This window comes from Streptomyces sp. NPDC031064 (assembly GCF_055570965.1).
This window is the reverse complement of the sequence record NZ_JBVIGF010000004.1, coordinates 27,548-50,302: the sequence shown is the minus strand read 5'-3', so window position 1 is coordinate 50,302 and position 22,755 is coordinate 27,548. Positions and strand designations below refer to the sequence as shown.

The 22,755-nt window shown below is 71.4% G+C and carries 20 protein-coding genes and 4 tRNA genes; 14 read left to right on the top strand and 10 right to left on the bottom strand.

The genetic code is table 11. From position 1 onward, the window contains the following. Window positions 1-48: 48 nt before the first annotated feature. Window positions 49-558, top strand: coding sequence for an ArsR/SmtB family transcription factor (locus ACZ46W_RS15445; RefSeq protein WP_468337160.1), 510 nt, complete (start codon window positions 49-51; stop codon window positions 556-558). 51 nt (window positions 559-609) lie between these two features. Then, window positions 610-1,485 carry a M23 family metallopeptidase gene (locus ACZ46W_RS15440; protein ID WP_468337157.1) on the top strand — a complete coding sequence of 292 codons (876 nt, stop codon included), beginning with the start codon at window positions 610-612 and terminating at the stop codon, window positions 1,483-1,485. Here ACZ46W_RS15440 and ACZ46W_RS15435 read toward each other — a convergent pair. Continuing rightward, a complete protein-coding gene (locus ACZ46W_RS15435) occupies window positions 1,473-1,877 on the bottom strand; it encodes a nuclear transport factor 2 family protein (RefSeq protein WP_468337154.1) in 405 nt (134 codons plus the stop codon). The two genes, ACZ46W_RS15440 and ACZ46W_RS15435, sit on opposite strands and share 13 nt — an antisense overlap. An 86-nt stretch (window positions 1,878-1,963) precedes the next feature. Between ACZ46W_RS15435 and ACZ46W_RS15430 the strand changes: the two genes are divergently transcribed. The 4 genes from ACZ46W_RS15430 to purM all read left to right on the top strand — a co-directional run bounded on the left by ACZ46W_RS15430 (window position 1,964) and on the right by purM (window position 6,569). Then, window positions 1,964-2,770: a maleylpyruvate isomerase family mycothiol-dependent enzyme gene (locus ACZ46W_RS15430; RefSeq protein ID WP_468337150.1), complete on the top strand. Its 807-nt coding sequence runs from the start codon at window positions 1,964-1,966 to the stop codon at window positions 2,768-2,770. An 82-nt stretch (window positions 2,771-2,852) separates the two neighbouring features. Beyond that, entirely contained in the window at window positions 2,853-3,686 is an 834-nt protein-coding gene (locus tag ACZ46W_RS15425) for an META domain-containing protein (RefSeq protein ID WP_468337147.1), read from the top strand. A gap of 237 nt (window positions 3,687-3,923) precedes the next feature. Beyond that, window positions 3,924-5,450 carry an amidophosphoribosyltransferase gene (purF, locus tag ACZ46W_RS15420; RefSeq protein WP_126886813.1) on the top strand — a complete coding sequence of 509 codons (1,527 nt, stop codon included), beginning with the start codon at window positions 3,924-3,926 and terminating at the stop codon, window positions 5,448-5,450. A gap of 45 nt (window positions 5,451-5,495) precedes the next feature. Next, on the top strand, window positions 5,496-6,569 hold the full coding sequence (purM, locus tag ACZ46W_RS15415) for a phosphoribosylformylglycinamidine cyclo-ligase (RefSeq protein WP_468337144.1): 1,074 nt from the start codon (window positions 5,496-5,498) through the stop codon (window positions 6,567-6,569). Window positions 6,570-6,626: 57 nt separating this feature from the next. Here the strand turns inward: purM and ACZ46W_RS15410 are convergent, their stop codons facing one another. Together ACZ46W_RS15410 and ACZ46W_RS15405 are read right to left on the bottom strand one after the other, a co-directional pair. Continuing rightward, entirely contained in the window at window positions 6,627-6,887 is a 261-nt protein-coding gene (locus ACZ46W_RS15410) for a DUF3073 domain-containing protein (RefSeq protein ID WP_366127865.1), read from the bottom strand. Between the two features lie 316 nt (window positions 6,888-7,203). Beyond that, window positions 7,204-8,286 (bottom strand): Leu/Phe/Val dehydrogenase, encoded by a 1,083-nt coding sequence (locus ACZ46W_RS15405; RefSeq protein ID WP_468337141.1) that lies wholly within the window; start codon window positions 8,284-8,286, stop codon window positions 7,204-7,206. A gap of 154 nt (window positions 8,287-8,440) precedes the next feature. Here ACZ46W_RS15405 and ACZ46W_RS15400 point away from each other — a divergent pair, with 154 nt between their 5' ends. Then, window positions 8,441-9,286, top strand: a complete 846-nt coding sequence (locus tag ACZ46W_RS15400) for a DUF8083 family protein (RefSeq protein WP_468337138.1) — start codon at window positions 8,441-8,443, stop codon at window positions 9,284-9,286. A gap of 589 nt (window positions 9,287-9,875) precedes the next feature. Continuing rightward, window positions 9,876-10,082, top strand: a complete 207-nt coding sequence (bldC, locus tag ACZ46W_RS15395; RefSeq protein WP_003949541.1) for a developmental transcriptional regulator BldC — start codon at window positions 9,876-9,878, stop codon at window positions 10,080-10,082. A gap of 294 nt (window positions 10,083-10,376) precedes the next feature. Here bldC and ACZ46W_RS15390 read toward each other — a convergent pair whose 3' ends face one another. The 3 genes from ACZ46W_RS15390 to hrpA form a co-directional block, all read right to left on the bottom strand. Next, complete coding sequence (locus ACZ46W_RS15390) at window positions 10,377-10,595, bottom strand: DUF6274 family protein (protein WP_468337135.1); 219 nt, start codon at window positions 10,593-10,595, stop codon at window positions 10,377-10,379. A gap of 131 nt (window positions 10,596-10,726) precedes the next feature. Next, window positions 10,727-10,800, bottom strand: a tRNA-Asp gene (locus tag ACZ46W_RS15385). 90 nt (window positions 10,801-10,890) lie between these two features. Beyond that, on the bottom strand, window positions 10,891-14,829 hold the full coding sequence (gene hrpA / locus ACZ46W_RS15380; protein ID WP_468337132.1) for an ATP-dependent RNA helicase HrpA: 3,939 nt from the start codon (window positions 14,827-14,829) through the stop codon (window positions 10,891-10,893). A 104-nt stretch (window positions 14,830-14,933) separates the two neighbouring features. Here hrpA and ACZ46W_RS15375 point away from each other — a divergent pair, with 104 nt between their 5' ends. The 3 genes from ACZ46W_RS15375 to ACZ46W_RS15365 are packed head-to-tail and all read left to right on the top strand — an operon-like array spanning window position 14,934 to window position 16,973. Beyond that, window positions 14,934-15,368 carry a hypothetical protein gene (locus ACZ46W_RS15375; protein WP_468337129.1) on the top strand — a complete coding sequence of 145 codons (435 nt, stop codon included), beginning with the start codon at window positions 14,934-14,936 and terminating at the stop codon, window positions 15,366-15,368. A 52-nt stretch (window positions 15,369-15,420) separates the two neighbouring features. Next, complete coding sequence (locus ACZ46W_RS15370) at window positions 15,421-16,152, top strand: DsbA family protein (RefSeq protein WP_468337126.1); 732 nt, start codon at window positions 15,421-15,423, stop codon at window positions 16,150-16,152. Further along, the gene (locus ACZ46W_RS15365) at window positions 16,149-16,973 is read left to right on the top strand and encodes a cytochrome c biogenesis CcdA family protein (protein WP_468337123.1); all 825 of its coding nucleotides are present in this window, start codon (window positions 16,149-16,151) and stop codon (window positions 16,971-16,973) included. Before ACZ46W_RS15370 ends, ACZ46W_RS15365 begins: the two co-directional genes overlap by 4 nt. Window positions 16,974-17,080: 107 nt before the next feature. Here the strand turns inward: ACZ46W_RS15365 and ACZ46W_RS15360 are convergent. From ACZ46W_RS15360 to ACZ46W_RS15345, 4 genes are all read right to left on the bottom strand, one after another. Next, window positions 17,081-17,154: transfer RNA gene (locus tag ACZ46W_RS15360), tRNA-Phe, on the bottom strand. A gap of 22 nt (window positions 17,155-17,176) precedes the next feature. Beyond that, window positions 17,177-17,251: transfer RNA gene (locus tag ACZ46W_RS15355), tRNA-Asp, on the bottom strand. Window positions 17,252-17,290: 39 nt separating this feature from the next. Beyond that, window positions 17,291-17,363, bottom strand: a tRNA-Glu gene (locus ACZ46W_RS15350). 80 nt (window positions 17,364-17,443) lie between these two features. Then, window positions 17,444-18,991: a metallophosphoesterase family protein gene (locus tag ACZ46W_RS15345; protein WP_468337120.1), complete on the bottom strand. Its 1,548-nt coding sequence runs from the start codon at window positions 18,989-18,991 to the stop codon at window positions 17,444-17,446. 59 nt (window positions 18,992-19,050) lie between these two features. Between ACZ46W_RS15345 and ACZ46W_RS15340 the strand changes: the two genes are divergently transcribed. The 3 genes from ACZ46W_RS15340 (at window position 19,051) to ACZ46W_RS15330 (ending at window position 22,697) form a co-directional block, all read left to right on the top strand. After that, on the top strand, window positions 19,051-19,401 hold the full coding sequence (locus ACZ46W_RS15340; RefSeq protein ID WP_185923670.1) for a metallopeptidase family protein: 351 nt from the start codon (window positions 19,051-19,053) through the stop codon (window positions 19,399-19,401). Between the two features lie 96 nt (window positions 19,402-19,497). Next, window positions 19,498-20,130 (top strand): hypothetical protein, encoded by a 633-nt coding sequence (locus ACZ46W_RS15335; protein WP_468337117.1) that lies wholly within the window; start codon window positions 19,498-19,500, stop codon window positions 20,128-20,130. Between the two features lie 389 nt (window positions 20,131-20,519). Next, window positions 20,520-22,697, top strand: coding sequence for a DEAD/DEAH box helicase (locus ACZ46W_RS15330; protein WP_468337114.1), 2,178 nt, complete (start codon window positions 20,520-20,522; stop codon window positions 22,695-22,697). Window positions 22,698-22,755 lie beyond the last annotated feature (58 nt).

Below are 22,755 nucleotides of genomic sequence, written 5' to 3'. Positions count from 1 at the left end.
GTGCTTCCTCGCTTGCACGTAATTACGTAACTACGTATTCTCTAGGTCATGGAGCTGGAGGAGCGCGTCGCGGAGCTCGAGCGGCGCATGGCGGCGCTGGAGAGCGGCGACCGTGCCGTACCGCCCGTCTGGGAGGGCGACTTCTGGGCCCTGGAAGGGCTCAAGGCGCAGCTCGCCCAGGCGGGCGTGCCCGACGGCGGGGTGCTGTTCACCGGAGCCGTGCGGCTGCCGACGGGGGAGCAGTACGAGTGGCAGTACGGCGTCCTCACCGACGAGCAGTTGGACGGCGACTGGACGGAGGCCGCCGAGTCCTTCGCGGCGCTCGGCCACCCCGTCCGGCTCCGGCTCCTGCGCGAGATCGTCGGCGGCCGGCGCACCGCCGCGGAGCTGGCCGCGCTGGAGGAGATCGGCACGACCGGCCAGATCTACCACCACCTGCGCCAACTGACCGGCGCGGGCTGGCTCCACACCGCCGGGCGTGGCCGCTACGAGGTCCCGGCGGGGCGCGTGGTGCCGCTGCTGGTGGCCCTGGCCGCCGCCCGGCCGGAGGGCTCGTAAAGCCGTAGGGCCGTAACGCCGTAAAACCGCAACCGAACACGGGGGAACAGCATGTCCATGCGCAAGACCGCGGCGATACTCGTCCGCGTCCTGTGGTCGCTCTTCATCGTCCAGGCGCTCGCCTCGCCCTTCGTCGACCTGCCGTACGACTACTGGGTCGGCTGGCTTCCCGCCCTGGCCGCCGTCGCCATCCGCATCGCGCTGAACCGCACGGAGGAGCGCCGTATCGCCGCCGCCCCCACCGCCGACGGCGGCGGCGGTGGCGCACGCGACGCGGTCGAGGTGGACCCGCCGGTCGCCGGCACCTGGTCCGCCCTGAACAGCCCGGCGGACAAGGTGCCGAGCCACGGCACCCACTTCCTGGCCCAGACGTACGCCATCGACATCGTGGCCGAGTCGGAGACGCGCCCTAGGCCGTCCTTCGCCCCGCTGTGGCCCGTCGTGCTGCGCAACGGCGACTTCCCCGCCTTCGGCGCCCCGCTCCTCGCGGTCGCGGACGCGACGGTGGTGCACGCCGAGGACCGCCAACGCGACCACCTCAGCCGCAACTCGCTGCCCGCGCTGCCGTACTTCCTGCTGGTGGAGGGCCTGTTCCGGTCACTGGGCGGGCCGCGCCGCATCCTCGGCAACCACATCGTGCTGGACCTCGGCGACGGTACGTACGCGATGTACGCCCACCTCCGGCGCGGCTCGCTGCGGGTGCGCACGGGCGACCGGGTCGCCGCCGGGCAGCCGATCGCTCACTGCGGCAACTCGGGCAACTCCACGGAACCGCACCTGCACTTCCAGCTCATGGACGGCCCCGACCCGAGCACCGCCCGTGGCATCCCGTTCACCTGGCGTGGTGTCGGTGTCCCGGCGGGCGGCGAGAGGTTCACCGTGGGGGCGGGCGCCGACTCGCCCGACCCCCGCGCCTACTCGGGCTGACCCCAGAAGGCGTCGGCCTCGTCGATGTCCTCCACGCACTCGTCGACGTCGGAGAACTTGCCGTCGATGATGGTGATGAACATGCCGCCTTTCATCTCGATGCCCCGGTCACCGCGGTCGCCGTGCCACTTGTGGACGGCCATGACGTGGCCTCGGCCGTCCGCGAAGACGTCCTGCAGCTCCACCCGGAAGGTGCCGTGGGTCAGCTCCATGAGCTGTCCGAAGTGGGCCATCACGTTGTCACGGCCCTTGATGTGCCCGGACATCCGGCTTTCGCCGGGCGCGTGGTGCGTACAGTCACCCGTCATCAGGGAGGCGACCGTGTCCATGTCTCCTGTGGTGAACGCTTCGTAGGCCTTGCGCACCAGTGCGGCGTCAGGGTGTTGCGCCATGATCCTCACACCCCTCTCGTAACCCTCTTCCAGTCTCCGCCGGGGGATACGGCCCTGCCACACGGCGGCGCGGCTAGCCTCGGCCCATGCCTCCCGCCAAGAAGCGCACCCGCAGCTACGACCCCGCCAAGACGCGGGCCGCCGTGCTCGCCCAGTTCGACCACGTACGCCAAGGGGTCCTGACCCTCACGCCCGGGCAACTCGCCCTGCCGACGCGGCTGGGCGAGTGGACGGTCCGCGAACTGGCCGCGCACGTCACGATGGCCGTGCGCTCGGTGATCCGGGGCGTGGCCGAGCCCGAGCCGGCCACCCGGGACCTGGCCCTGCTCGACTGGCCGCTCGCCACCCGGAAGTACGCCGGGGACGTCGACCACGACACCCGCGAGATCGCCGAGGCGGCCGCGGAGACCCCGGGCGCGCTGGCCGAACTGTACGAGGAGACCGGGCAGCGGCTCGCCGACGTACTGGCGGCGGCCCCGGACGAGCGGCTCATCGTCACCCGCTTCGGCGGCGTCCGCCTCGCCGACTTCCTGGTGACCCGCACGGTCGAGCTGATCGTCCACACCGACGACCTGAACGACGCCACCGGGCTCGACCTCCCGTACGACCGCCGGGCGCTGGCCGCCTGCACCCGGCTGCTCGCCGACGCGCTCGCGGTGAAGGCCCCGGGCGGGTCGGTGGAGGTGCGGGTGCCGCCGCACGCGGTGGTGCAGTGCGTCGAGGGTCCCCGGCACACCCGTGGGACGCCGCCGAACGTCGTGGAGACCGACCCGCTGACGTGGATCCGGCTCGCCACGGGACGCACCTCGTGGGCGGAGGCCCTGGCCGCGGCGCGGGTCCACGCGAGCGGCGAACGGGCGGACCTGTCGGCCCACCTCCCGGTCCTCGGCTGAGCCCGTCCCCGGCCCAACGCCCTCGGACGGCCCCGAAACGGAACCGGCGCCCCACCCCGTCCGTCCCATCACCATGCCGACCATGCTGAAGAATCCCCCGCACCTCCCCCGGGCCGCCGCCGCGCTCGTCCCGCTCCTCGCCCTGGGCCTCACCGCCTGCGGCACCCAGAGCGGGAACGGATCGGGCGCGGGCGACGGCAGCGGTTCCGTACGCCCCGACGTGCCGGTCACCGGGGTGCACTGGACCGTCGAGAGCGTCACCGTCGACGGCAGGAAGACCGCAGCCCCGGCCGGCGCCCACGTCGAGATCGACCCCAAGGGCCAGGCCAAGGGCAACTTCGGCTGCAACCACTTCAACGCCAGGGCGGTCGTCGAGGGCGACACGATCACCCTCAGCGACACGGGCATGACCGAGATGGGCTGCCCCGAGCCGCTCCAGGGCTTCGAGGACGCGCTGAAGTCCGCCCTGACCGGCAAGCTCAAGGCGCGACTGGCCGACGGCGAGCTGACGCTGACCACCACCGACGGCGACTCGATCCGGCTCAGCGAGCAGCCCCCGGCACCGCTCGTCGGCACCAAGTGGACGGTGAACTCGCTGGTCTCCGGCCAGGCCGCCACCTCCCTGCCGGCCGGCACCGAGGGCAAGGCGTCCTTCGTGTTCGGCAAGGACGGCTCCGTACGCGGCAACCTGGGCTGCAACCAGTTCAACGCCCCCGTCACCACCGACGGCTCGACGCTGACGTTCGGCCGCGTCACCAGCACCCGCAAGCTGTGCCCGGGCCCCGAGATGGAGCTGGAGCGCGCCCTGCTGGAGACGATGAAGGGCAAGGTCACGTACAAGATCGACCACCGCAGCCTGACGGTCACCGCCCCGGACGGAGCCGGCTTCGCGGCCGGCGCGGAGGGCGCCAAGTAGGGTCCGGACCGGCTGCGAGGTCCGTCACACCCGGCGCGACCCGCAGCGGGTCCGGCGCCCCTGGTCAGCCCCGGCCCGGGGGCCGTCCGGCCCGCTCAGGGCCTGCTCAGCCGCTGGTCAGGCGCCCATCGGCGGGGCGCAACCGGAATGGAACGATCCGCTGCGCCTCCCGCCGGCCCGCCGAGCAGCTCCGTCCCCAATTCGGACCAGTGGTCGACCTCGCCTACACTCGGTGGCGTGCCACGTGGTGACGGTCGACTCAATCACGATCTGCTTCCCGGCGAGAAGGGCCCCCAGGACGCTTGCGGCGTCTTCGGTGTCTGGGCTCCGGGTGAAGAGGTCGCAAAGCTCACGTACTTCGGGCTCTACGCCCTCCAGCATCGGGGTCAGGAATCCGCGGGAATCGCGGTCAGCAACGGCTCCCAGATCCTCGTCTTCAAGGACATGGGCCTGGTCTCCCAGGTCTTCGACGAGACCTCCCTCGGCTCCCTGCAGGGTCACATCGCGGTCGGACACGCCCGCTACTCGACGACCGGCGCCTCCGTGTGGGAGAACGCGCAGCCGACCTTCCGGGCCACCGCCCACGGCTCCATCGCGCTCGGCCACAACGGCAACCTGGTCAACACCGCCCAGCTCGCCGAGATGGTCGCCGACCTGCCCAAGAAGGACGGCCGCGCCACGCAGGTGGCCGCCACCAACGACACCGACCTCGTCACCGCGCTCCTCGCGGGCCAGGTCGACGACGACGGCAAGCCGCTGACCATCGAGGAGGCGGCCGCCAAGGTCCTCCCCGAGGTCCGGGGCGCCTTCTCCCTCGTCTTCATGGACGAGCACACCCTCTACGCCGCCCGCGACCCGCAGGGCATCCGCCCGCTGGTCCTCGGCCGCCTGGAGCGCGGCTGGGTCGTCGCCTCCGAGTCCGCCGCCCTCGACATCTGCGGCGCCGCCTACGTCCGCGAGGTCGAGCCGGGCGAGATGATCGCCATCGACGAGAACGGCATCCGCACCTCGCGATTCGCGGAAGCGAAGCCCAAGGGCTGTGTCTTCGAGTACGTGTACCTGGCGCGCCCCGACACCGACATCGCCGGCCGGAACGTGTACCTCTCCCGTGTGGAGATGGGCCGCAAGCTGGCCAAGGAAGCCCCCGTCGAGGCCGACCTGGTCATAGCGACGCCCGAGTCCGGCACGCCCGCCGCGATCGGCTACGCGGAGGCCAGCGGCATCCCCTTCGGCGCGGGCCTGGTGAAGAACGCGTACGTCGGCCGGACCTTCATCCAGCCGTCCCAGACCATCCGCCAGCTCGGCATCCGGCTGAAGCTGAACCCGCTGAAGGAAGTCATCAAGGGCAAGCGCCTGGTGGTCGTGGACGACTCGATCGTCCGCGGCAACACCCAGCGCGCTCTCGTCCGGATGCTCCGCGAGGCCGGGGCCGCCGAGGTCCACATCCGGATCTCGTCCCCGCCCGTGAAGTGGCCGTGCTTCTTCGGCATCGACTTCGCCACCCGCGCCGAGCTGATCGCCAACGGCATGACGGTCGAGGAGATCGGCAAGTCGCTCGGCGCCGACTCCCTCTCGTACATCTCCATCGACGGCATGATCGAGGCCACCACCATCGACAAGCAGAAGCTGTGCCGCGCCTGCTTCGACGGTGAGTACCCGATGGAGCTGCCGGACCCCGAGCTGCTCGGCAAGCAGCTCCTGGAGACCGAGCTGGCCGCCGGACCGGCCGCCACGGCCGCGGCCGACGCGCTCCGTCGCCCGTAGGACCACCCGCAATCCCTGCAGTACGACACGAAAGTTCTCACAGTCATGTCTGAGACTGAGACCACCGGTGCCAGCTACGCAGCCGCGGGCGTCGACATCGAGGCGGGCGACCGCGCCGTCGAGCTGATGAAGGAGTGGGTGAAGAAGACCCAGCGCCCCGAGGTCCTCGGCGGCCTCGGCGGCTTCGCCGGTCTCTTCGACGCCTCCGCCCTCAAGCGCTACGAGCGCCCGCTGCTGGCCTCCGCGACCGACGGCGTCGGCACGAAGGTCGACATCGCCCGCCAGATGGGCGTCTACGACACCATCGGCCACGACCTGGTCGCGATGGTCATGGACGACATCGTCGTGTGCGGCGCCGAGCCGCTGTTCATGACGGACTACATCTGCGTCGGCAAGGTCCACCCCGAGCGGGTCGCCGCCATCGTCAAGGGCATCGCCGAGGGCTGCGTCCTGGCCGGCTGCGCCCTCGTCGGCGGCGAGACCGCCGAGCACCCCGGCCTGCTGGGCCCGGACGACTTCGACGTCGCCGGCGCCGGTACGGGCGTGGTGGAGGCCGACCGGCTGCTGGGCGCCGATCGCATCCGTACGGGTGACGCGGTCATCGCCATGGCGTCCTCGGGCCTTCACTCCAACGGGTACTCGCTCGTCCGCCATGTGCTGTTCGACCGGGCCGGGATGCGCCTGGACCAGCAGGTCGAGGAGTTCGGCCGCACCCTCGGCGAGGAGCTGCTGGAGCCCACCAAGATCTACTCGCTGGACTGCCTGGCGCTCACCCGGACCACCGATGTGCACGCGTTCAGCCACATCACCGGCGGCGGCCTCGCCGCGAACCTCGCCCGGGTGATCCCGGACGCGCTGCACGCCACGGTCGACCGGTCGACCTGGGCCCCCGGCGCGGTGTTCGACCTGGTCGGCAAGGCCGGTCAGGTGGAGCGGCTGGAGCTGGAGAAGACCCTGAACATGGGCGTCGGCATGATGGCCGTCGTCCCCGCCGAGTCGGTCGACGTGGCGCTGACCACGCTGGCGGACCGGGGCGTGGACGCCTGGGTCGCCGGTGAGATCACCGAGCGCGGCGAGCACACCACGGGCGCGACCCTGACCGGGGAGTACGCGAGCTGAGCAGCACAGAACCCGGTCCGGGGCGGGGCCCCGGACCGGGTTGAGTGAAATCAGGCGTCAAGCACCGCGACGCTGTGCCGACGGACCGGACTCGTCGTCCTCGTCATCGTCGTCGTTGTACAACTCCGCGTAGCGGGCGTACGGGTCGTCTTCCTCGTCATCGTCCTCGAAAGGCTCGCCATTCGGCGGCTGCGAGAGCGGTTGCGGAGTAGAAGCGCCCAGCTCGCTGGCCAGACGCGACAGGTCAGTCCCGCCGCTGTTGTACTTCAGCTGGCGGGCGACCTTCGTCTGCTTGGCCTTGGCCCGGCCGCGCCCCATGGCTCGACCCCCTCGGTGACGGGGCTCGACGGCCCCAGAGTCTTGACACGCGTTCATGATTCGGAACGGACTCTCCGTGGAGAGACCGGCCCGTAGGGCTTCAACGGTACCTGCTTCCGCGGCCATACGGTACGCCGCCCGCATGACGCGCCCCGGAGCAGGACCGACGAGGCGCCCTGTCCTCGCTGGTCAGCAGCGATTTTAACCTCTTCTTGCCGGTCGACCCGCCGACCGGCGTGAGCCATGTCTCCCTCCGGGGGAAACACGCTCACGGCGGCCGGCGGGTCGACGCTGTCAACCACGGCTCACCGCGGAATTACCCGCGGCGTGCCTCCGCCATGCGCTGCTCGGCGATCCGGTCGGCCGCGGCGGCCGGCGGAATCCCGTCTTCCTTCGCACGTGCGAATATCGCCAGCGTGGTGTCGAAGATCTTCGCGGCCTTCGCCTTGCACCGGTCGAAGTCGAACCCGTGCAGCTCGTCGGCCACCTGGATCACACCGCCGGCGTTGACGACGTAGTCGGGGGCGTAGAGGATCCCGCGGTCCGCGATGTCCTTCTCGACGCCGGGGTGCGCGAGCTGGTTGTTGGCCGCGCCGCACACCACCTTCGCCGTCAGTACGGGCACGGTGTCGTCGTTCAGCGCGCCGCCGAGCGCACACGGGGCGTAGACGTCCAGGCCCTCGGTGCGGATCAGCGCGTCGGTGTCCGCGACCACGGTGACCTGCGGGAACTTGTCGGTGATCCGGCGCACCGACTCCTCCCGTACGTCCGTGATGACGACCTCCGCGCCGTCCTCCAGCAGGTGCTCCACCAGGTAGTGGCCCACCTTGCCGACGCCCGCGACGCCCACCTTGCGGCCGCGCAGCGTCGGGTCGCCCCAGGCGTGCTGGGCGGAGGCGCGCATGCCCTGGAAGACGCCGTAGGCGGTGAGGACGGAGGAGTCGCCGGCGCCGCCGTTCTCGGGGGAGCGGCCGGTGGTCCAGCGGTTCTCCCGGGCGACGATGTCCATGTCAGCCACATAGGTGCCGACGTCGCAGGCCGTGACGTACCGGCCGCCGAGCGAGGCCACGAACCGGCCGTACGCCAGCAGCAGCTCCTCGGTCTTGATCAGTTCCGGGTCACCGATGATCACGGCCTTGCCGCCGCCGTGCTCCAGACCGGCCATGGCGTTCTTGTACGACATGCCCCGGGACAGGTTCAGCGCGTCCGCGACGGCGTCTTCCTCGGAGGCGTACGGGTAGAAGCGGGTACCACCGAGGGCGGGGCCCAGGGCGGTCGAGTGGATGGCGATGACGGCCTTCAGGCCGGAGGCGCGGTCCTGGCACAGCACGACTTGTTCGTGGCCCCCCTGCTCCGATCGGAACAGGGTGTGCAGGACGCCGTCGGTCACATCGGTCACGGTGGTGACTCCCAAGTACGAAGCGGCGGATGAGGCCCTCCTGCGGGTGGGGGAGGACCTTGACGGCAAGAGAGTAAGTCCTACCTGCGCGTAGATGAGAGCCAGTGCCGCGGATCACCCCCTCGCGGAGTACGGGCGTGGAAGGATTCGTGACATGCCAGCCGTCTCCTCGGTCCTCGTCCCGTACGCGTCGTACCTGCGGGTGTACGAGCCGCTGGCGGCCTTCCCCGAGCCGGAGCGGGGTCACTGGGCCAGGTACGCGCGCCGGGGTACCGCGCCGTCCGCCCAGGACGAGCTGCGCCGCTCGCTCGTGGGCCTGCTGGCCACGCCGCCGGTCGCGGTGCCCGTGCAGGAGAGCGCCGACGCCTTCGTGGTGGAGGTGGACGGCGTGGTGTGCGTGTGCCCGTGGCGGACGCGGCTGCGCGGCTGGCTGGCCCTTCAGGAGCTGCCGGGCACGCTGCCGCCGGCGGTCCTGGACGCGGCGCTGCCGCCGGTGGTGCGGGAGCAGGTGGAGGCGGACTACGAGCGGTGGCGGGAGCGGAACCCGGACGCGAGGCCGTGGATCCGTACGGCGGTGTGGCAGGTGCCGGTGCGGTGGTTCGCCCTGTTCTCGGACGAGGAGCGGGAGTACGTCGCGGCCGGCGGCCCGGGCAAGGCGCCGCGCTTGCGGTACCGGACGCCGATGGTGCAGGCCCGGCGGCGGGTGGCGCGGGCGCTGAAGACGCTGCGCGAGTCGATCGACGAGGGTCCCCTGACCGAGGGCCTGGTGGACGTGGGGCGCTGGCTGGAGGAGTTCCACCCGCGCTCGCTGGTCGAGCTGGACTACGGCGGGCTGGTGCACGCCCTGCCGGAGGAGTCCCTGGCCGAGGACCGGTCGGCGGCGGACGTGGCGGCGGGCATCGCGGCGCTGCGGGCCGGGGACGGCGAGGCGGCCGGGAAGGCGTACGAGCGGCTCACGGAGCGGTGGCGCGCGGTGCGCGACCGGCAGCGCGCCAACTGAGATGATGATCTTGGTCTGAGGCGGTCCGCCGCCGCAGACCGCCGGCGATCGCCGAGGGCTGGTGAAGACTACGGATTCCGCTATGGATCTGGCGGGCGTTCTACCGGATGATCTCGCTCCGAGGGCATGCGGGTGCTCCGGTGGGGCCCTTGGTCCCGATCCGGGCCTTTGTGTCAAGGGTGACGGATAGCACTAACAGGGCTCTTGCGCCCATCGCCCAACCTCATGCCAAAATAGGACAAGGAGTCCGGGGAGGGCTCCTTCCGTCCAAGTATGGGCGGAAGGCTCAGCATTGCACGCTATGGGGGGTCCTGTTGACTCCTGATCGCTCTGTGACTGATCGTCACTGTGACGTGACTGTCCGCTATGGCATGGTCCATCGGCTTCCGCCGCTGATGAACACCTGAGAGGGCAATTCCATCGGTTTGGCCGAACGTGGCTGGACAGATGGTGTAGTTGTAGTGCCGAGGACAAGCCGTTCGTCCTATAACCGACTCGGCTCGCGTCCGCCATTTCGGGCAACGCGGGTCAAGGTGCAGAATTTAGAGGAAAGAACCGAGAAGGTTCGGTTCTCCCGAGGAGGCCGCTCATGACCGCTCGCACCCCTGATGCCGAGCCGCTGCTGACCCCCGCTGAGGTTGCCACGATGTTCCGCGTGGACCCGAAGACGGTGACCCGCTGGGCAAAGGCGGGCAAGCTCACGTCCATCCGCACGCTTGGTGGACACCGCCGGTACCGCGAGGCAGAGGTCCGCGCACTGCTCGCGGGTATCCCGCAGCAGCGCAGCGAGGCCTGAACACCCTGATGAACCGGGCATTTCCGGGTCCCCCAACCCGGTCCGCCCGCCCATAGCTCCACCGACGTGAGCCCGCCCCAACGGGCCTTCGTCATCGATCGCGCTGGACTCCGCCGGGTCCAGCGCGATCTTTTTGTGCGCCGACCGCCGGCCGGTGCGGGGGCTGTGACGCACCTTCGGGCTCCCGGCCGGAGGCCCCCGGGAAGGGTGCAATTGCACATATTAAATGGGGTGGTTGTAGGGAGGGTGTAAGTTGAGCGGTTTTCAAAAGAGGTTTCGTGACTCGCGTCACACTCATTCGGTGCCGTTCGCCGGGTCCCCCGACCGCTCCTCGGCCCCCTTCCCGTCGCTCTCCGGCTCCTCCTGGACCGGGTCCGGGTACTCCATGGCGAGTCTCAGGAGGCGGTGACAGACGGGGCAGTGGCGCGTGATGTGGCGGTAGCCCGACGCGGCCGCCAGATGGGCGCGGAGCAGCGCGCGAGTCTCATGCCTGGCTGTGGATGCCGCCGCCATGCGCGTCACCTCCGGTGAAGGGCCCCCGCTTCCCTGTTGCTTGGGTACCGGTGGCAGATGACCGCGTCAAGGCGTACAGCAGAAGGGCCCGCATCCCTGGGGGATACGGGCCCTTCTGTTACTTCCGGTTGCGATCCTGACGGGACTTGAACCCGCGACCTCCACCTTGACAGGGTGGCGAGCTAACCAACTGCTCCACAGGACCTCGATTCGCGGCCGACCGCGCGGCTGCGAATCACACTGTACAGCAGGTCAGAGGGTCCGGTCGACCTCACTCATGGCGACGTGATCGTCACTATGGCGCCGCCGCGTCGATGGCCTTGATGATCCGCTTGTCGGAGACCGGGTGGGCCGTGCCCAGGGCGTGGGCGAAGTAGCTGACGCGCAGCTCCTCGATCATCCAGCGGATGTCCAGCACCTCCTGCGGGACGGGACGGCCCTTGGGGAGCTGCTCCAGCAGCCAGGCGTACTCGTCCTGCATCTCGTGGACCTTCTCCATCCGCGTGGTGTCGCGCTGGACGGACGTCGGCATCTGCTGGAGCCGCCGGTCCACCGCCACCAGATAGCGCATCAGGTCCGGCAGGCGCCTGAGGCCGGTCTTCGTCACGAAGCCGGCCGGCATGAGGGCCGCGAGCTGCTCGCGGACGTCCTGGACGTTGTTCACAAGTGCGAGGCTCTGCGTGGCCTTCAGGCGGCGCTCACAGGCCTGCCAGGCGGCCAGGATCTGCTGCACCTGGTCCACCGTACGGATCGTCAGCTCCACGAGGTCGGCGCGGACCTTGTCGTACAGCTTCCGGAACGACTCCTCGTCCCACACCGGGCCGCCGTGGTCGGCGATCAGCCGGTCGGCGGCGGCGGTCGCGCAGTCCTCGAACAGCGCCTGGACCGAGCCGTGCGGATTGCGGGAGAGGGCCAGCTTCTGCTGGTTCGTCAGCCTGTCGGAGGCGAACCTGGCGGGGTTCACCGGGATGTTGAGCATGATCAGCTTGCGGGTGCCGCGCCACATCGCCTGCGCCTGCTCGGCCTCCGTGTCGAAGAGCCGTACGGAGACGGTCTCGCCGGCGTCGACCAGGGCCGGGTAGGCCTTGACGGGCTGGCCGGCGCGCCGGGTCTCGAAGACCTTGGTGAGCGTGCCGATCGTCCAGTCCGTCAGCCCCGTGCGCTCCAGGGACTGCCCCGAGCCCGAGGGGCCGGCGGTGGCGGCCTTGGCGGCCTTGGAGAGCGCCTGGCGGGCCTTGGGGCGCAGTCGCAGCTTCAGCGCCTCCAGGTCCTTGTCCTCGGCCAGTTGCCGGCGCCGCTCGTCGACGATCCGGAAGGTGATCTTCAGGTGGTCGGGGACGCGGGAGAGGTCGAAGTCGTCGGCGTTCACCGGGACGCCCACCATCCGCTGGAGCTCGCGGGCGAGCGTGACGGTGACCGGCTCCGGCGAGGGCACGGCCTGGTCCAGGAACCTCTTCGCGAAGTTCGGCGCCGGGACGTAGTGGCGGCGGATCGGCTTGGGCAGCGAGCGGATCAGCTCCGTGACGACCTCCTCGCGGAGGCCCGGGATCTGCCAGTCGAAGCCCTCGTCGGTGACCTGGTTCAGCACCTGGAGCGGGATGTGCACGGTGACGCCGTCCGCGTCCGCGCCCGGCTCGAACTGGTACGTGACACGGAACTTGAGCGCGCCCTGCCGCCACGAGTCCGGGTAGTCGGCCTTGGTGACCGCGCCCGCCTTCTCGTTGATCAGCATCTCGCGCTCGAAGTCGAGCAGGTCCGGCTCCTCGCGGCGCTTGTGCTTCCACCACGAGTCGAAGTGCGCGCCCGACACCACGTGCTCGGGCACCCGCTGGTCGTAGAAGTCGAACAGCGTCTCGTCGTCCACCAGGATGTCGCGGCGGCGGGCCCGGTGCTCCAGCTCCTCGACCTCCGTCAGGAGCTTGCGGTTGTCCGCGAAGAACTTGTGGTGCGTGCGCCAGTCGCCCTCCACCAGCGCGTGCCGGATGAACAGCTCCCGGCTGACCTCGGGGTCGACACGGCCGTAGTTGACCTTGCGCTGGGCGACGATCGGCACGCCGTACAGCGTGACCTTCTCGTACGCCATGACGGCCGCCTGGTCCTTCTCCCAGTGCGGCTCGGAGTACGTGCGCTTCAGCAGGTGCCCGGCCAGCGGTTCGATCCACTCGGGCTCGATCTTCGCGTTGACCCGCGCCCACAGGCGGGAGGTCTCCACCAGCTCGGCGGACATCACGAAACGCGGCGGCTTCTTGAAGAGCGCCGAGCCGGGGAAGATCGCGAACTTGGCGCTGCGGGCACCCAGGTACTCGTTCTTGGCGCCGTCCTTCACGTCCTTCATCCCGATGTGGGAGAGCAGGCCGGCGAGGAGCGAGAGATGGACGCGGTCCTCGGGGGCGTCCTCGTCGTTGAGGTGGATGCCCATCTGCTTCGCGACCGTACGCAACTGCGTATAGATGTCCTGCCATTCGCGGATGCGCAGGTAGTTGAGGTACTCCGACTTGCACATCCGGCGGAAGGCCGAGGACGACAGCGCCTTCTGCTGCTCCCTGATGTAACGCCAGAGGTTGAGGAAGGCCAGGAAGTCGGACGTCTCGTCCTTGAAGCGGGCGTGCTGCTGGTCGGCCTGCGCCTGCTTCTCGGCCGGCCGCTCGCGCGGGTCCTGGATGGACAGGGCCGCCGCGATGACCATGACCTCGCGGACGCAGCCGTTCTTGTCGGCCTCCAGGACCATGCGCGCCAGGCGCGGGTCCACCGGGAGCTGGGCGAGCTTGCGGCCCTGCTGCGTGAGCCGCTTCTTCGGGTCCTTCTGGGCGGGGTCCAGCGCCCCCAGCTCCTGGAGGAGCTGCACGCCGTCGCGGATGTTGCGGTGGTCCGGCGGGTCGATGAAGGGGAACTTCTCGATGTCGCCGAGACCGGCCGCCGTCATCTGGAGGATGACCGACGCCAGGTTCGTCCGCAGGATCTCGGCGTCCGTGAACTCCGGGCGGGCGAGGAAGTCGTCCTCGTCGTACAGCCGGATGCAGATGCCGTCCGACGTACGGCCGCAGCGGCCCTTGCGCTGGTTGGCGCTGGCCTGGCTGATCGGCTCGATCGGCAGGCGCTGCACCTTGGTGCGGTGGCTGTAGCGGGAGATGCGGGCGGTGCCCGGATCGATCACGTACTTGATGCCGGGGACCGTCAGGGACGTCTCGGCGACGTTCGTCGCCAGGACGATGCGGCGGCCGGAGTGGGCCTGGAAGACGCGGTGCTGCTCGGCGTGCGAGAGGCGGGCGTAGAGGGGCAGGACCTCGGTGTTGCGCAGTTGCTTCTTGAGCAGCGCGTCCGCCGTGTCGCGGATCTCCCGCTCACCGGAGAGGAAGACCAGGATGTCGCCCGGGCCCTCGGCCTGGAGCTCGTCGACCGCGTCGCAGATGGCGGTGATCTGGTCGCGGTCGGACTCGTCGGAGTCCTCCTCGAGCAGCGGGCGGTAGCGGACCTCGACCGGGTACGTGCGCCCGGAGACCTCGACGATCGGCGCGTCGCCGAAGTGGCGGGAGAAGCGCTCGGGGTCGATGGTCGCGGAGGTGATCACGACCTTGAGGTCGGGGCGCTTGGGGAGGAGCTGGGCGAGGTAGCCGAGCAGGAAGTCGATGTTGAGGCTGCGCTCGTGGGCCTCGTCGATGATGATCGTGTCGTAGGCGCGCAGCTCGCGGTCCGTCTGGATCTCGGCGAGCAGGATGCCGTCCGTCATCAGCTTGATGAAGGTCGCGTCCTGGTTCACCTGGTCGGTGAACCGGACCTTCCAGCCGACCGCCTCGCTCAGCGGCGTCCTCAGCTCGTCCGCCACGCGCTCGGCGACCGTGCGGGCGGCGATGCGGCGGGGCTGCGTGTGGCCGATCATGCCCCGGACGCCGCGCCCCAGCTCCAGGCAGATCTTGGGGATCTGGGTCGTCTTGCCGGACCCCGTCTCACCGGCGACGATCACGACCTGGTGGTCGCGTATCGCCTCCAGGATGTCGTCCTTCTTCTGGCTGACCGGCAACTGCTCGGGGTACGTGATCTCCGGCACCCGCGCCGCGCGCTCGGCGGTGCGGGCAGCGGCCTTCCCGGCCTCTGCGGCGATCTCGTCCAGCACGGCCTGCCGGGCTTCGGGCTTGCGGATGCGGCGGGCGCCTTCGAGACGGCGGCCGAGCCGGTGCGCGTCGCGCAGCGAGACCTCGGCCAGCAGGGTCTGGAGGTCGGCGAAGGAAGTAGACATACCTGATCCAGGATCTCACTCGCGGCGACGGAGTGGCGAACCGATTTCCCCGTACCATTTCCGGCGAGTCGACGACCCCCGGATGACCTTGGAAGGCGGTGCCCATGCCTCGTGCCGGCAGCCGGTGGTGCCGCCTCGCCGCCGCCGCGCTCGTGCTGCTGGGCACGCTGCTGGTCTGCGGCCCGGGCACCGGTCAGGGCGCCGGACACGCGGGCGAGGGCGCTCGGTACGCCGGGCAGGGGTCCGGCTACGCGGGCGAGGGCGCGGGGCACGACGTGGTGGCCGCCGCCGCCGATGCCGCCGGGCAGGGGGTCGGCCAGGCGCCCGGGTGCGACCCGCTCGACGACGAGGGCGGGCTGGCGCCGGCCGTGCCGCCCCGCCCGGGCACCCTCTGCGAGCTGCTGCCCGCCCTGCACCACGCGCGCGTGGCGACCGGCGCGTGGGCCGTGGACGAGACGGAGCCGGACGTCCGGCCGCGGCGGGGGCCGCCGCCGCTCGTGCCGCTCTCTCCGCTGGACCTGTCGATCCTGCGCGTATAGCCGGCGCGGTATCCCCGGCCGGTCACTTCCCCACGCGTACAGGAGCTCCACCATGTCCAAGTCCAAGCCCTACCTCATCGGCGCCGGTGTCGTCGCCGCGGCCGCGCTGCTCGGCGTCGTCTCGTACACCGCCACCAAGCCGTCCGGGCCGTCCGCGTCCCCTTCCCTCGTGGTCGAGCAGTCCGTGGAGCCCCGGTCGTCCGCGGAGCCGCAGGCCGGCGTCTACCCCGAGCTGGAGAAGTACGCCCGGCGCGACGCCAAGGACCCGCTCGCCGTCGGGCGCGCCGACGCCCCCGTCGTACTGATCGAATACGCCGACTTCAAGTGCGGCTACTGCGGGAAGTTCGCCCGCGAGACCGAGCCGGAGCTGATCGAGAAGTACGTCGACGAGGGCATCCTGCGCATCGAATGGCGCAACTTCCCCATCTTCGGCGAGGAGTCCGAGCGTGCGGCACGCGCCGCGTGGGCGGCCGGACAGCAGGGGCGGTTCTGGCAGTTCCACAAGGCCGCGTACGCCGAGGGCGCGAAGGAGAAGGGCTTCGGCGAGGACCGGGTGCTGGCGCTCGCGCGGGACGCGGGCGTGCCGGACGTCGACCGCTTCGGCCGCGACCTCGACAGCGAGGCGGCGCGGCAGGCCGTGGCGAAGGACCAGGAGCAGGCGTACACGCTGGGCGCCACGTCCACCCCGTCGTTCCTGGTGAACGGCCGGCCCATCGCGGGCGCCCAGCCCATGGAGACGTTCACGACCGCAATCGAATCCGCTCGGCGCGAGGCGGCGAAGTGACGGACATCGGCTACCTGGCGGCGTTCCTGGGCGGCCTGCTCGCGCTCCTGAGCCCGTGCAGCGCGCTGCTCCTGCCCGCGTTCTTCGCGTACTCCATCGACACCCCGGCCCGGCTGCTCGCCCGGACCGGGATCTTCTACGCCGGTCTCGCCACCACGCTCGTCCCGCTGGGCGCGGCCGGCTCCTTCGCGGGACGGCTCTTCTACCGCCACCGTGACCTGCTGGTCGCCGTGGGCGGCTGGACGATCGTCGCGCTGGGCGTGGCGCAGATCCTGGGCCTGGGTTTCGCCTCGCGCCGGATCGCCGAGGTGAGCGGCCGCATCCGCCCGGTGTCGGCGCTCTCCGTGTTCGCCCTGGGTCTGGTCTACGGCCTGGCCGGCTTCTGCGCGGGCCCGATCCTGGGCAGCGTCCTGACGGTGGCGGCGCTCAGCGGCAGCCCGGCGTACGGGGGCCTGCTGCTGGCCGTGTACGCGCTCGGCATGGCCGTACCGCTGTTCCTGCTGGCCCTGCTCTGGGAGCGCTACGACCTGGGCCGGCGCGGCTGGCTGCGGGGACGCGCCCTGCGCGTGGGGCGCGTCGAGCTGCACAGCACGTCGCTGCTGTCCGGCCTGTTCTTCATCGCCCTGGGCGCGCTGTTCCTCGCCTTCGACGGCACGACCGCCCTCCCGGGCCTGCTGTCGGTCGACGACTCGTACGCGGTGGAGGAATGGGCGTCCGGTCTCGGCCGCGCGGTGCCGGACTGGGCGCTGCTGGTGGGAGTGGTCGCGGTCGTCGCGATCACCCTGGGCGTGCGGGGCTGGCGCGGCCGCGAGCGCGTCTGATCTTCCCCGACGGGGCGGCGGTGGGGGCTTCGCCCGCTGCCGCCCGGTGGGGCGCTCCACGGTGGTACGACGAAGGCCCCGTCCATCGGACGGGGCCTTCGTGGCGGTGGCTGGGGCCGGGGTCGAACCGGCGACCTTCCGCTTTTCAGGCGGACGCTCGTACCAACTGAGCTACCCAGCCACGCGACTCTTTCGAGCCGCAGCGGTCCTGACGGGATTTGAACCCGCGGCCTCCACCTTGACAGGGTGGCGAGCACTCCAAACTGCTCCACAGGACCAAGCAATGCGCGAGAACCAGTCTCGCACACGGTGATGCGTGCCCCCAACGGGATTCGAACCCGTGCTACCGCCTTGAAAGGGCGGCGTCCTGGGCCACTAGACGATGAGGGCTGATGGCCCGCCTGGGCGCTTCGTCAGCGCGTCGGGGACGTGAGAAGCATATGGGATGTGAGGACGGTTCGCCAAAACGGTTACGGGGACGGGGTCGGGCGGCCGGGTGGCGACGGGGTTCCGGAGGGGGCCGTCGGGGGGTTTTCGTCCGGGACGTGGCGGCTGACCTCGGCGGTCGTCAGGCCAAGGCCGCCCAGGGTGATCTCGTCCCAGGCCTGGAGGCGGCGGGTGTCCCGGTCCAGGTAGAGCACGGAGGCGTGGACCTTCTCGGGCTCGTCGCCCTCCAGGGCGCGCAGGCCGCCGCCGCCCGTGGAGCCCTCGATCTTGAGGCGGGTGCCGTCCGGCAGGAGCTTGTTCACGCGGCGGTGGACGTGGCCCGCCAGGACCAGGGGGACGTGGCCGTCGGTCTCCTGGGCGGCCACCGGGTTGTGGGCCACCGCGATGTCGACGGGCGTGCCCCGCCGGGCCTGCTCGCGCAGGGCCGCGGCGAGCCGGGCGCCCACCGCCCGCTCGGCGTCGTCGCCGGCCGCCACCACCGAGCGGTCCGGCGTGAACTGCGGGTCGCCGGTGCCGGCCACCCGGAGACCGGCGACGGTGACGGCGCGGCCATGGTCGAGGACGTGGACGTTCCGCAGCCCGCCCAGGTACCGCTGGGTGACCTGCGAGTCGTGGTTGCCGCGCACCCAGACGTACGGCGCGCCGAGGTCGCTGATCGGGTCGAGGAAGCCGTTCTCGGCGGCGGTGCCGTGGTCCATGGTGTCGCCCGAGTCGATGATCACGTCGATCCGGTACTGCTCGACGAGCGAGCGGATGATCTCCCACGCGGCCGGGTTCAGGTGGATGTCGGAGACGTGCAGCACGCGCATGGTGCCCGGGTCGGGCTGGTACGTCGGGAGCGTGGAGGCGGCGTCGTACAGCTTCGTCACATTGGTGACGAGACGGGCGAGTTCCTTCTGGTAGACGTCGAACTCCGTCACGATCGAGCGGGCGTTGCCCACCACGGACGGCGCCGACGACAGGAGCCCGGAGAACTTGGGCTCCAGCACGGACTTCGGGTTCCACGTGGCGTACGCGGACGCCCCGGAGGCGGCCAGCAGCGCGAGCGCCAGACCCCCGGCCGCCAGGGCGCGGCGCGGGCGGCGGTAGACGGCGAGCCCGAGGGCGGTGGCGCCCGACACGACGGCGACGCAGGAACGCCACGCCAGTTCCCGGGTGCCGTCGGCGACGTCCTGGGTGATCTCGTCCTGGAGGCCGGTGATCCGCTCGGGGTGCTCCACCAGGGCCTGGGAACGCACCGGGTCGAGCTGGTCCACGTCCACGTCGAGGCGGATGGGCGCGGTGTGCGAGTCGAGCTCCAGCGCGCCCAGCGGCGAGACGTTGATCTTCGTGCCGCCGGAGAGGGACGGGCGCAGGGTCATGCTCGTGTCCATCGGCCCCACGGGCGTACGGACGCTACCGACGATCAGCAGGCCGAGCCACGCCCCCATCAGTACGACGGCGACCAGCCCGAAGGCGCGGGCATATGGGTGAGGGGTGTGGACCAGGGTGGAGGTGGGGTCGGTGTGGTGGGAGCGGTAGTGGCGCAGCAGGCGGGCGTACGTGGTGCGGAGGGCAGCTCGGGCGGCCATGGGCGCCGTATGCCCATGAGGACCGTTCACTATGCCCGGCCATCCCTGACAATGGCCGGGTGCTGGAGATGACACGCGAGGAGTTCGAGGAACTGGTCGCCGAGGCGCTGGACCGGATCCCGCCCGAGCTGACGCGGCTGATGGACAACGTCGCGGTGTTCGTGGAGGACGAGCCGTCGGCCGACGATCCGGATCTGCTGGGTCTGTACGAGGGGACTCCGCTGACCGACCGGGGCGAGTGGTACGCGGGCGTGCTGCCCGACCGGATCACCATCTACCGGGGGCCGACGCTGCGGATGTGCGACTCGCGGGAGGACGTGGTGGCCGAGACCGAGGTGACGGTCGTGCACGAGATCGCCCACCACTTCGGGATCGACGACGAGCGGCTGCACGAGCTCGGGTACGGCTGACGGTCGGGCCGACACGGGCGCCGGGGCGGGCGTGTCCTTGTGGGGCCTGGGGAGTTGGGCAGGGAAACCCCGTCCAGCACCCATGGAGGTGCCCTCGTGCGCCATTTGCCCGTCCCCGTCCGATGGGCCGTCACCGCGCTGGCGGTAGCGGCCTCCGCAGGCTCCGTCAGCGGCTGCATGAGCGTGTCCGACGCGGGCGCGAAGCCGGGCCCCGCCCGGTCCGCCGGCCCGTCGGGCGCCGCGGCGGCCGAGCCGGACGGCGGTGCCGACGCGCCGGGCGGCCGGCACGACGTACGCACCGGGCCGGGGCTGGAGGGCGAGGCGGGCGCGCCGGGCGAGGAGGACGGGGCCTCGCCGGGGCCGAGCGACGGAACCGGTTCGGCGGAGCCGTCGGCGGCGCCGTCCGGGAAGCCGTCGGCGGACGGCACGCCCGGGGCGCGGCCCGCGCGGCCGCCCGCTCCCTCGCCGACCGGCGACGGCGGCGCCGGCGGTGGCACGGGCGGCGGCGGTGCCTCGCCGAGCCAGCAGCCGACGCCGCCGGAGCCCACGACGCCCCCGGAGCCGACGCCCCCGTCGACGCCGCCCACCGAGCCGAGCCCCGACCCGTCGGACCCGCCGTCCGCCTCACCGGCCGCCGACACGCGGACGCAGGCGATGGGCGCGCCGGAGGACCGCTGGGACGGGCCGGGGGCGGAACCCGAGGCGTCGCCGCAGGTGGCACCGGCGTGAGTGGCGTCGCCGGCACCCGCGTGAGCGGCGTCGCAGGTGCGGCGCGTGGCGGGGCGGGGCTTCGCGGGGGTGTGGCGCGTGGCGTGGCACGTGGCGGGGCTTCGCGGGGGTGGAGCGTGGCGTGGCGGGGCTTCGTCGGCGTGGCGCGGGGCGCCGTGAGGTGGACGTCACAGGCGGGGTGACGTGAGCCGGTTTGCGCTGAGTGGGGGAGAGTGCGTATGGTGGTAGATCGTTTGATCCCATGTTCCCCTTTGCCCGGCGCCACTACCGAGAGCGCCGCGTGTGGCGCGTACTCTCCCTTGCCGTGGCTGACCGCATAGAGGCGGTCGAATTGCGAAACACGGAGTTGACGGGCGCGTGCCGAGACTCCGGAAGGTTTCGCATTTCGCATGTCCATTTTCAGTCCTGACCACGCCGTCATGCCCGAGAACGACGAGCTCGTCGACGCAGCAGACGCCGTAGAGGCCGTGGAGGCCGTCGACGCTCCCGAGGCTCCCGAGCAGCAGGCGGCGGACGAGGCGCAGGTCACCTTCGCCGACCTCGGCCTGCCCGAGGGCATCGTCCGCAAGCTCGCCCAGAACGGCGTGACCACCCCCTTCCCGATCCAGGCCGCGACCATCCCGGACGCCCTGGCCGGCAAGGACATCCTCGGCCGCGGCCGCACCGGCTCCGGCAAGACCCTCTCCTTCGGTCTGCCGCTGCTCGCCACCCTGGCCGGCGGCCACACCGACAAGAAGAAGCCCCGCGGCGTCATCCTCACCCCGACCCGTGAGCTCGCGATGCAGGTCGCGGACGCCCTCCAGCCGTACGGCGACGTCCTCGGCCTCAAGATGAAGGTCGTCTGCGGCGGTACGTCGATGGGCAACCAGATCTACGCCCTGGAGCGCGGCGTCGACATCCTCGTCGCCACCCCGGGCCGGCTGCGCGACATCATCAACCGCGGCGCCTGCTCCCTGGAGGCCGTGCAGATCGCGGTCCTCGACGAGGCCGACCAGATGGCCGACCTGGGCTTCATGCCCGAGGTCACCGAGCTGCTCGACCAGGTCCCCGAGGGCGGCCAGCGCCTCCTGTTCTCCGCCACGCTGGAGAACGAGATCGACAGCCTGGTCAAGCGCTACCTCGTCAACCCCGTCACGCACGAGGTCGACCCGTCCGCCGGTGCCGTCACGACCATGACCCACCACGTCCTGGTCGTGAAGCCCAAGGACAAGGCGCCGGTCACCGCCGCGATCGCCGCCCGCAAGGGCCGCACCATCATCTTCGTCCGCACCCAGCTCGGTGCCGACCGCATCGCCGAGCAGCTCCGCGAGGCGGGCGTGAAGGCCGACGCGCTGCACGGCGGCATGACCCAGGGCGCCCGTACGCGCACCCTGGCCGACTTCAAGGACGGGTACGTCAACGCGCTCGTCGCCACCGACGTCGCCGCGCGCGGCATCCACGTCGACGGCATCGACCTGGTCCTGAACGTGGACCCGGCCGGTGACCACAAGGACTACCTGCACCGTTCGGGCCGTACGGCCCGTGCGGGCAAGTCCGGCGTGGTCGTCTCGCTGGCCCTGCCGCACCAGCGCCGCCAGATCTTCCGCCTCATGGAGGACGCGGGCGTCGACGCCACGCGCCACATCGTGGGCGGTGCCGGGGCGTTCGACCCGGAGGTCGCCGAGATCACCGGTGCCCGGTCGCTGACCGAGGTGCAGGCCGACTCCGCGAACAACGCCGCCAAGCAGGCCGAGCGCGAGGTCGCCGACCTCACCAAGCAGCTCGAGCGGCTCCAGCGCCGTGCCGTGGAGCTGCGCGAGGAGGCCGACCGCCTGGTCGCCCGTGCCGCCCGCGAGCGGGGCGAGGACCCGGAGGCGGCCGTCGCCGAGGTGACGGAGGCCGCGGAGGCCGAGGTCCAGGCCGCGATCGCGTCCGTACCGGCGCAGCCGGCGCGCGAGTCCCGTGACTCCCGCGACTTCCGTGACTCCCGTGACGAGCGGGGCAACTACGAGCGCCGCGACCGCCGCGACGAGCGGGGCAACTACGAGCGCCGCGACCGCGACGACCGTGGTGGCCGTTCGTTCGAGCGCCGTGACGACCGCCGGGACGACCGCCGGGACAACGACCGCGGTGGCTTCCGCCGTGACGACCGCCCGTCGGGTGGCTTCCGCCGGGACGACCGCCGGGACAACGACCGCGGTGGCTTCCGCCGCGACGACCGCCGGGACAACGACCGTGGCGGCTTCCGCCGCGACGACCGTCCCTCGGGCGGCTTCCGCCGCGACAACGACCGCCCGTCCGGCGGCTTCCGCCGCGACGACCGGCCCTCCGGTGGCTTCCGCCGCGACGAGCGCCGGGACAACGACCGTGGCGGCTTCCGCCGGGACGACCGCCCCACCGGCGGTCATCGTGGCAGCGACCGCCCGTTCAACCGCGACCGTCGTGACGACCGCCCCTCGGGCGGCGGCTTCCGCACCGGTGGCCACGAGCGCCCCTACGGCCGCCGTGACGACCACCGCGGTGGCTCCAACTCCGGCTCCTCCTTCGGGCGCCGCGACGACAAGCCGCGCTGGAAGCGCAACGGCTGACGCGTAACGCACTGATCAGGGCCCGTATCCCGTACAGGGATACGGGCCCTGTCCTGTT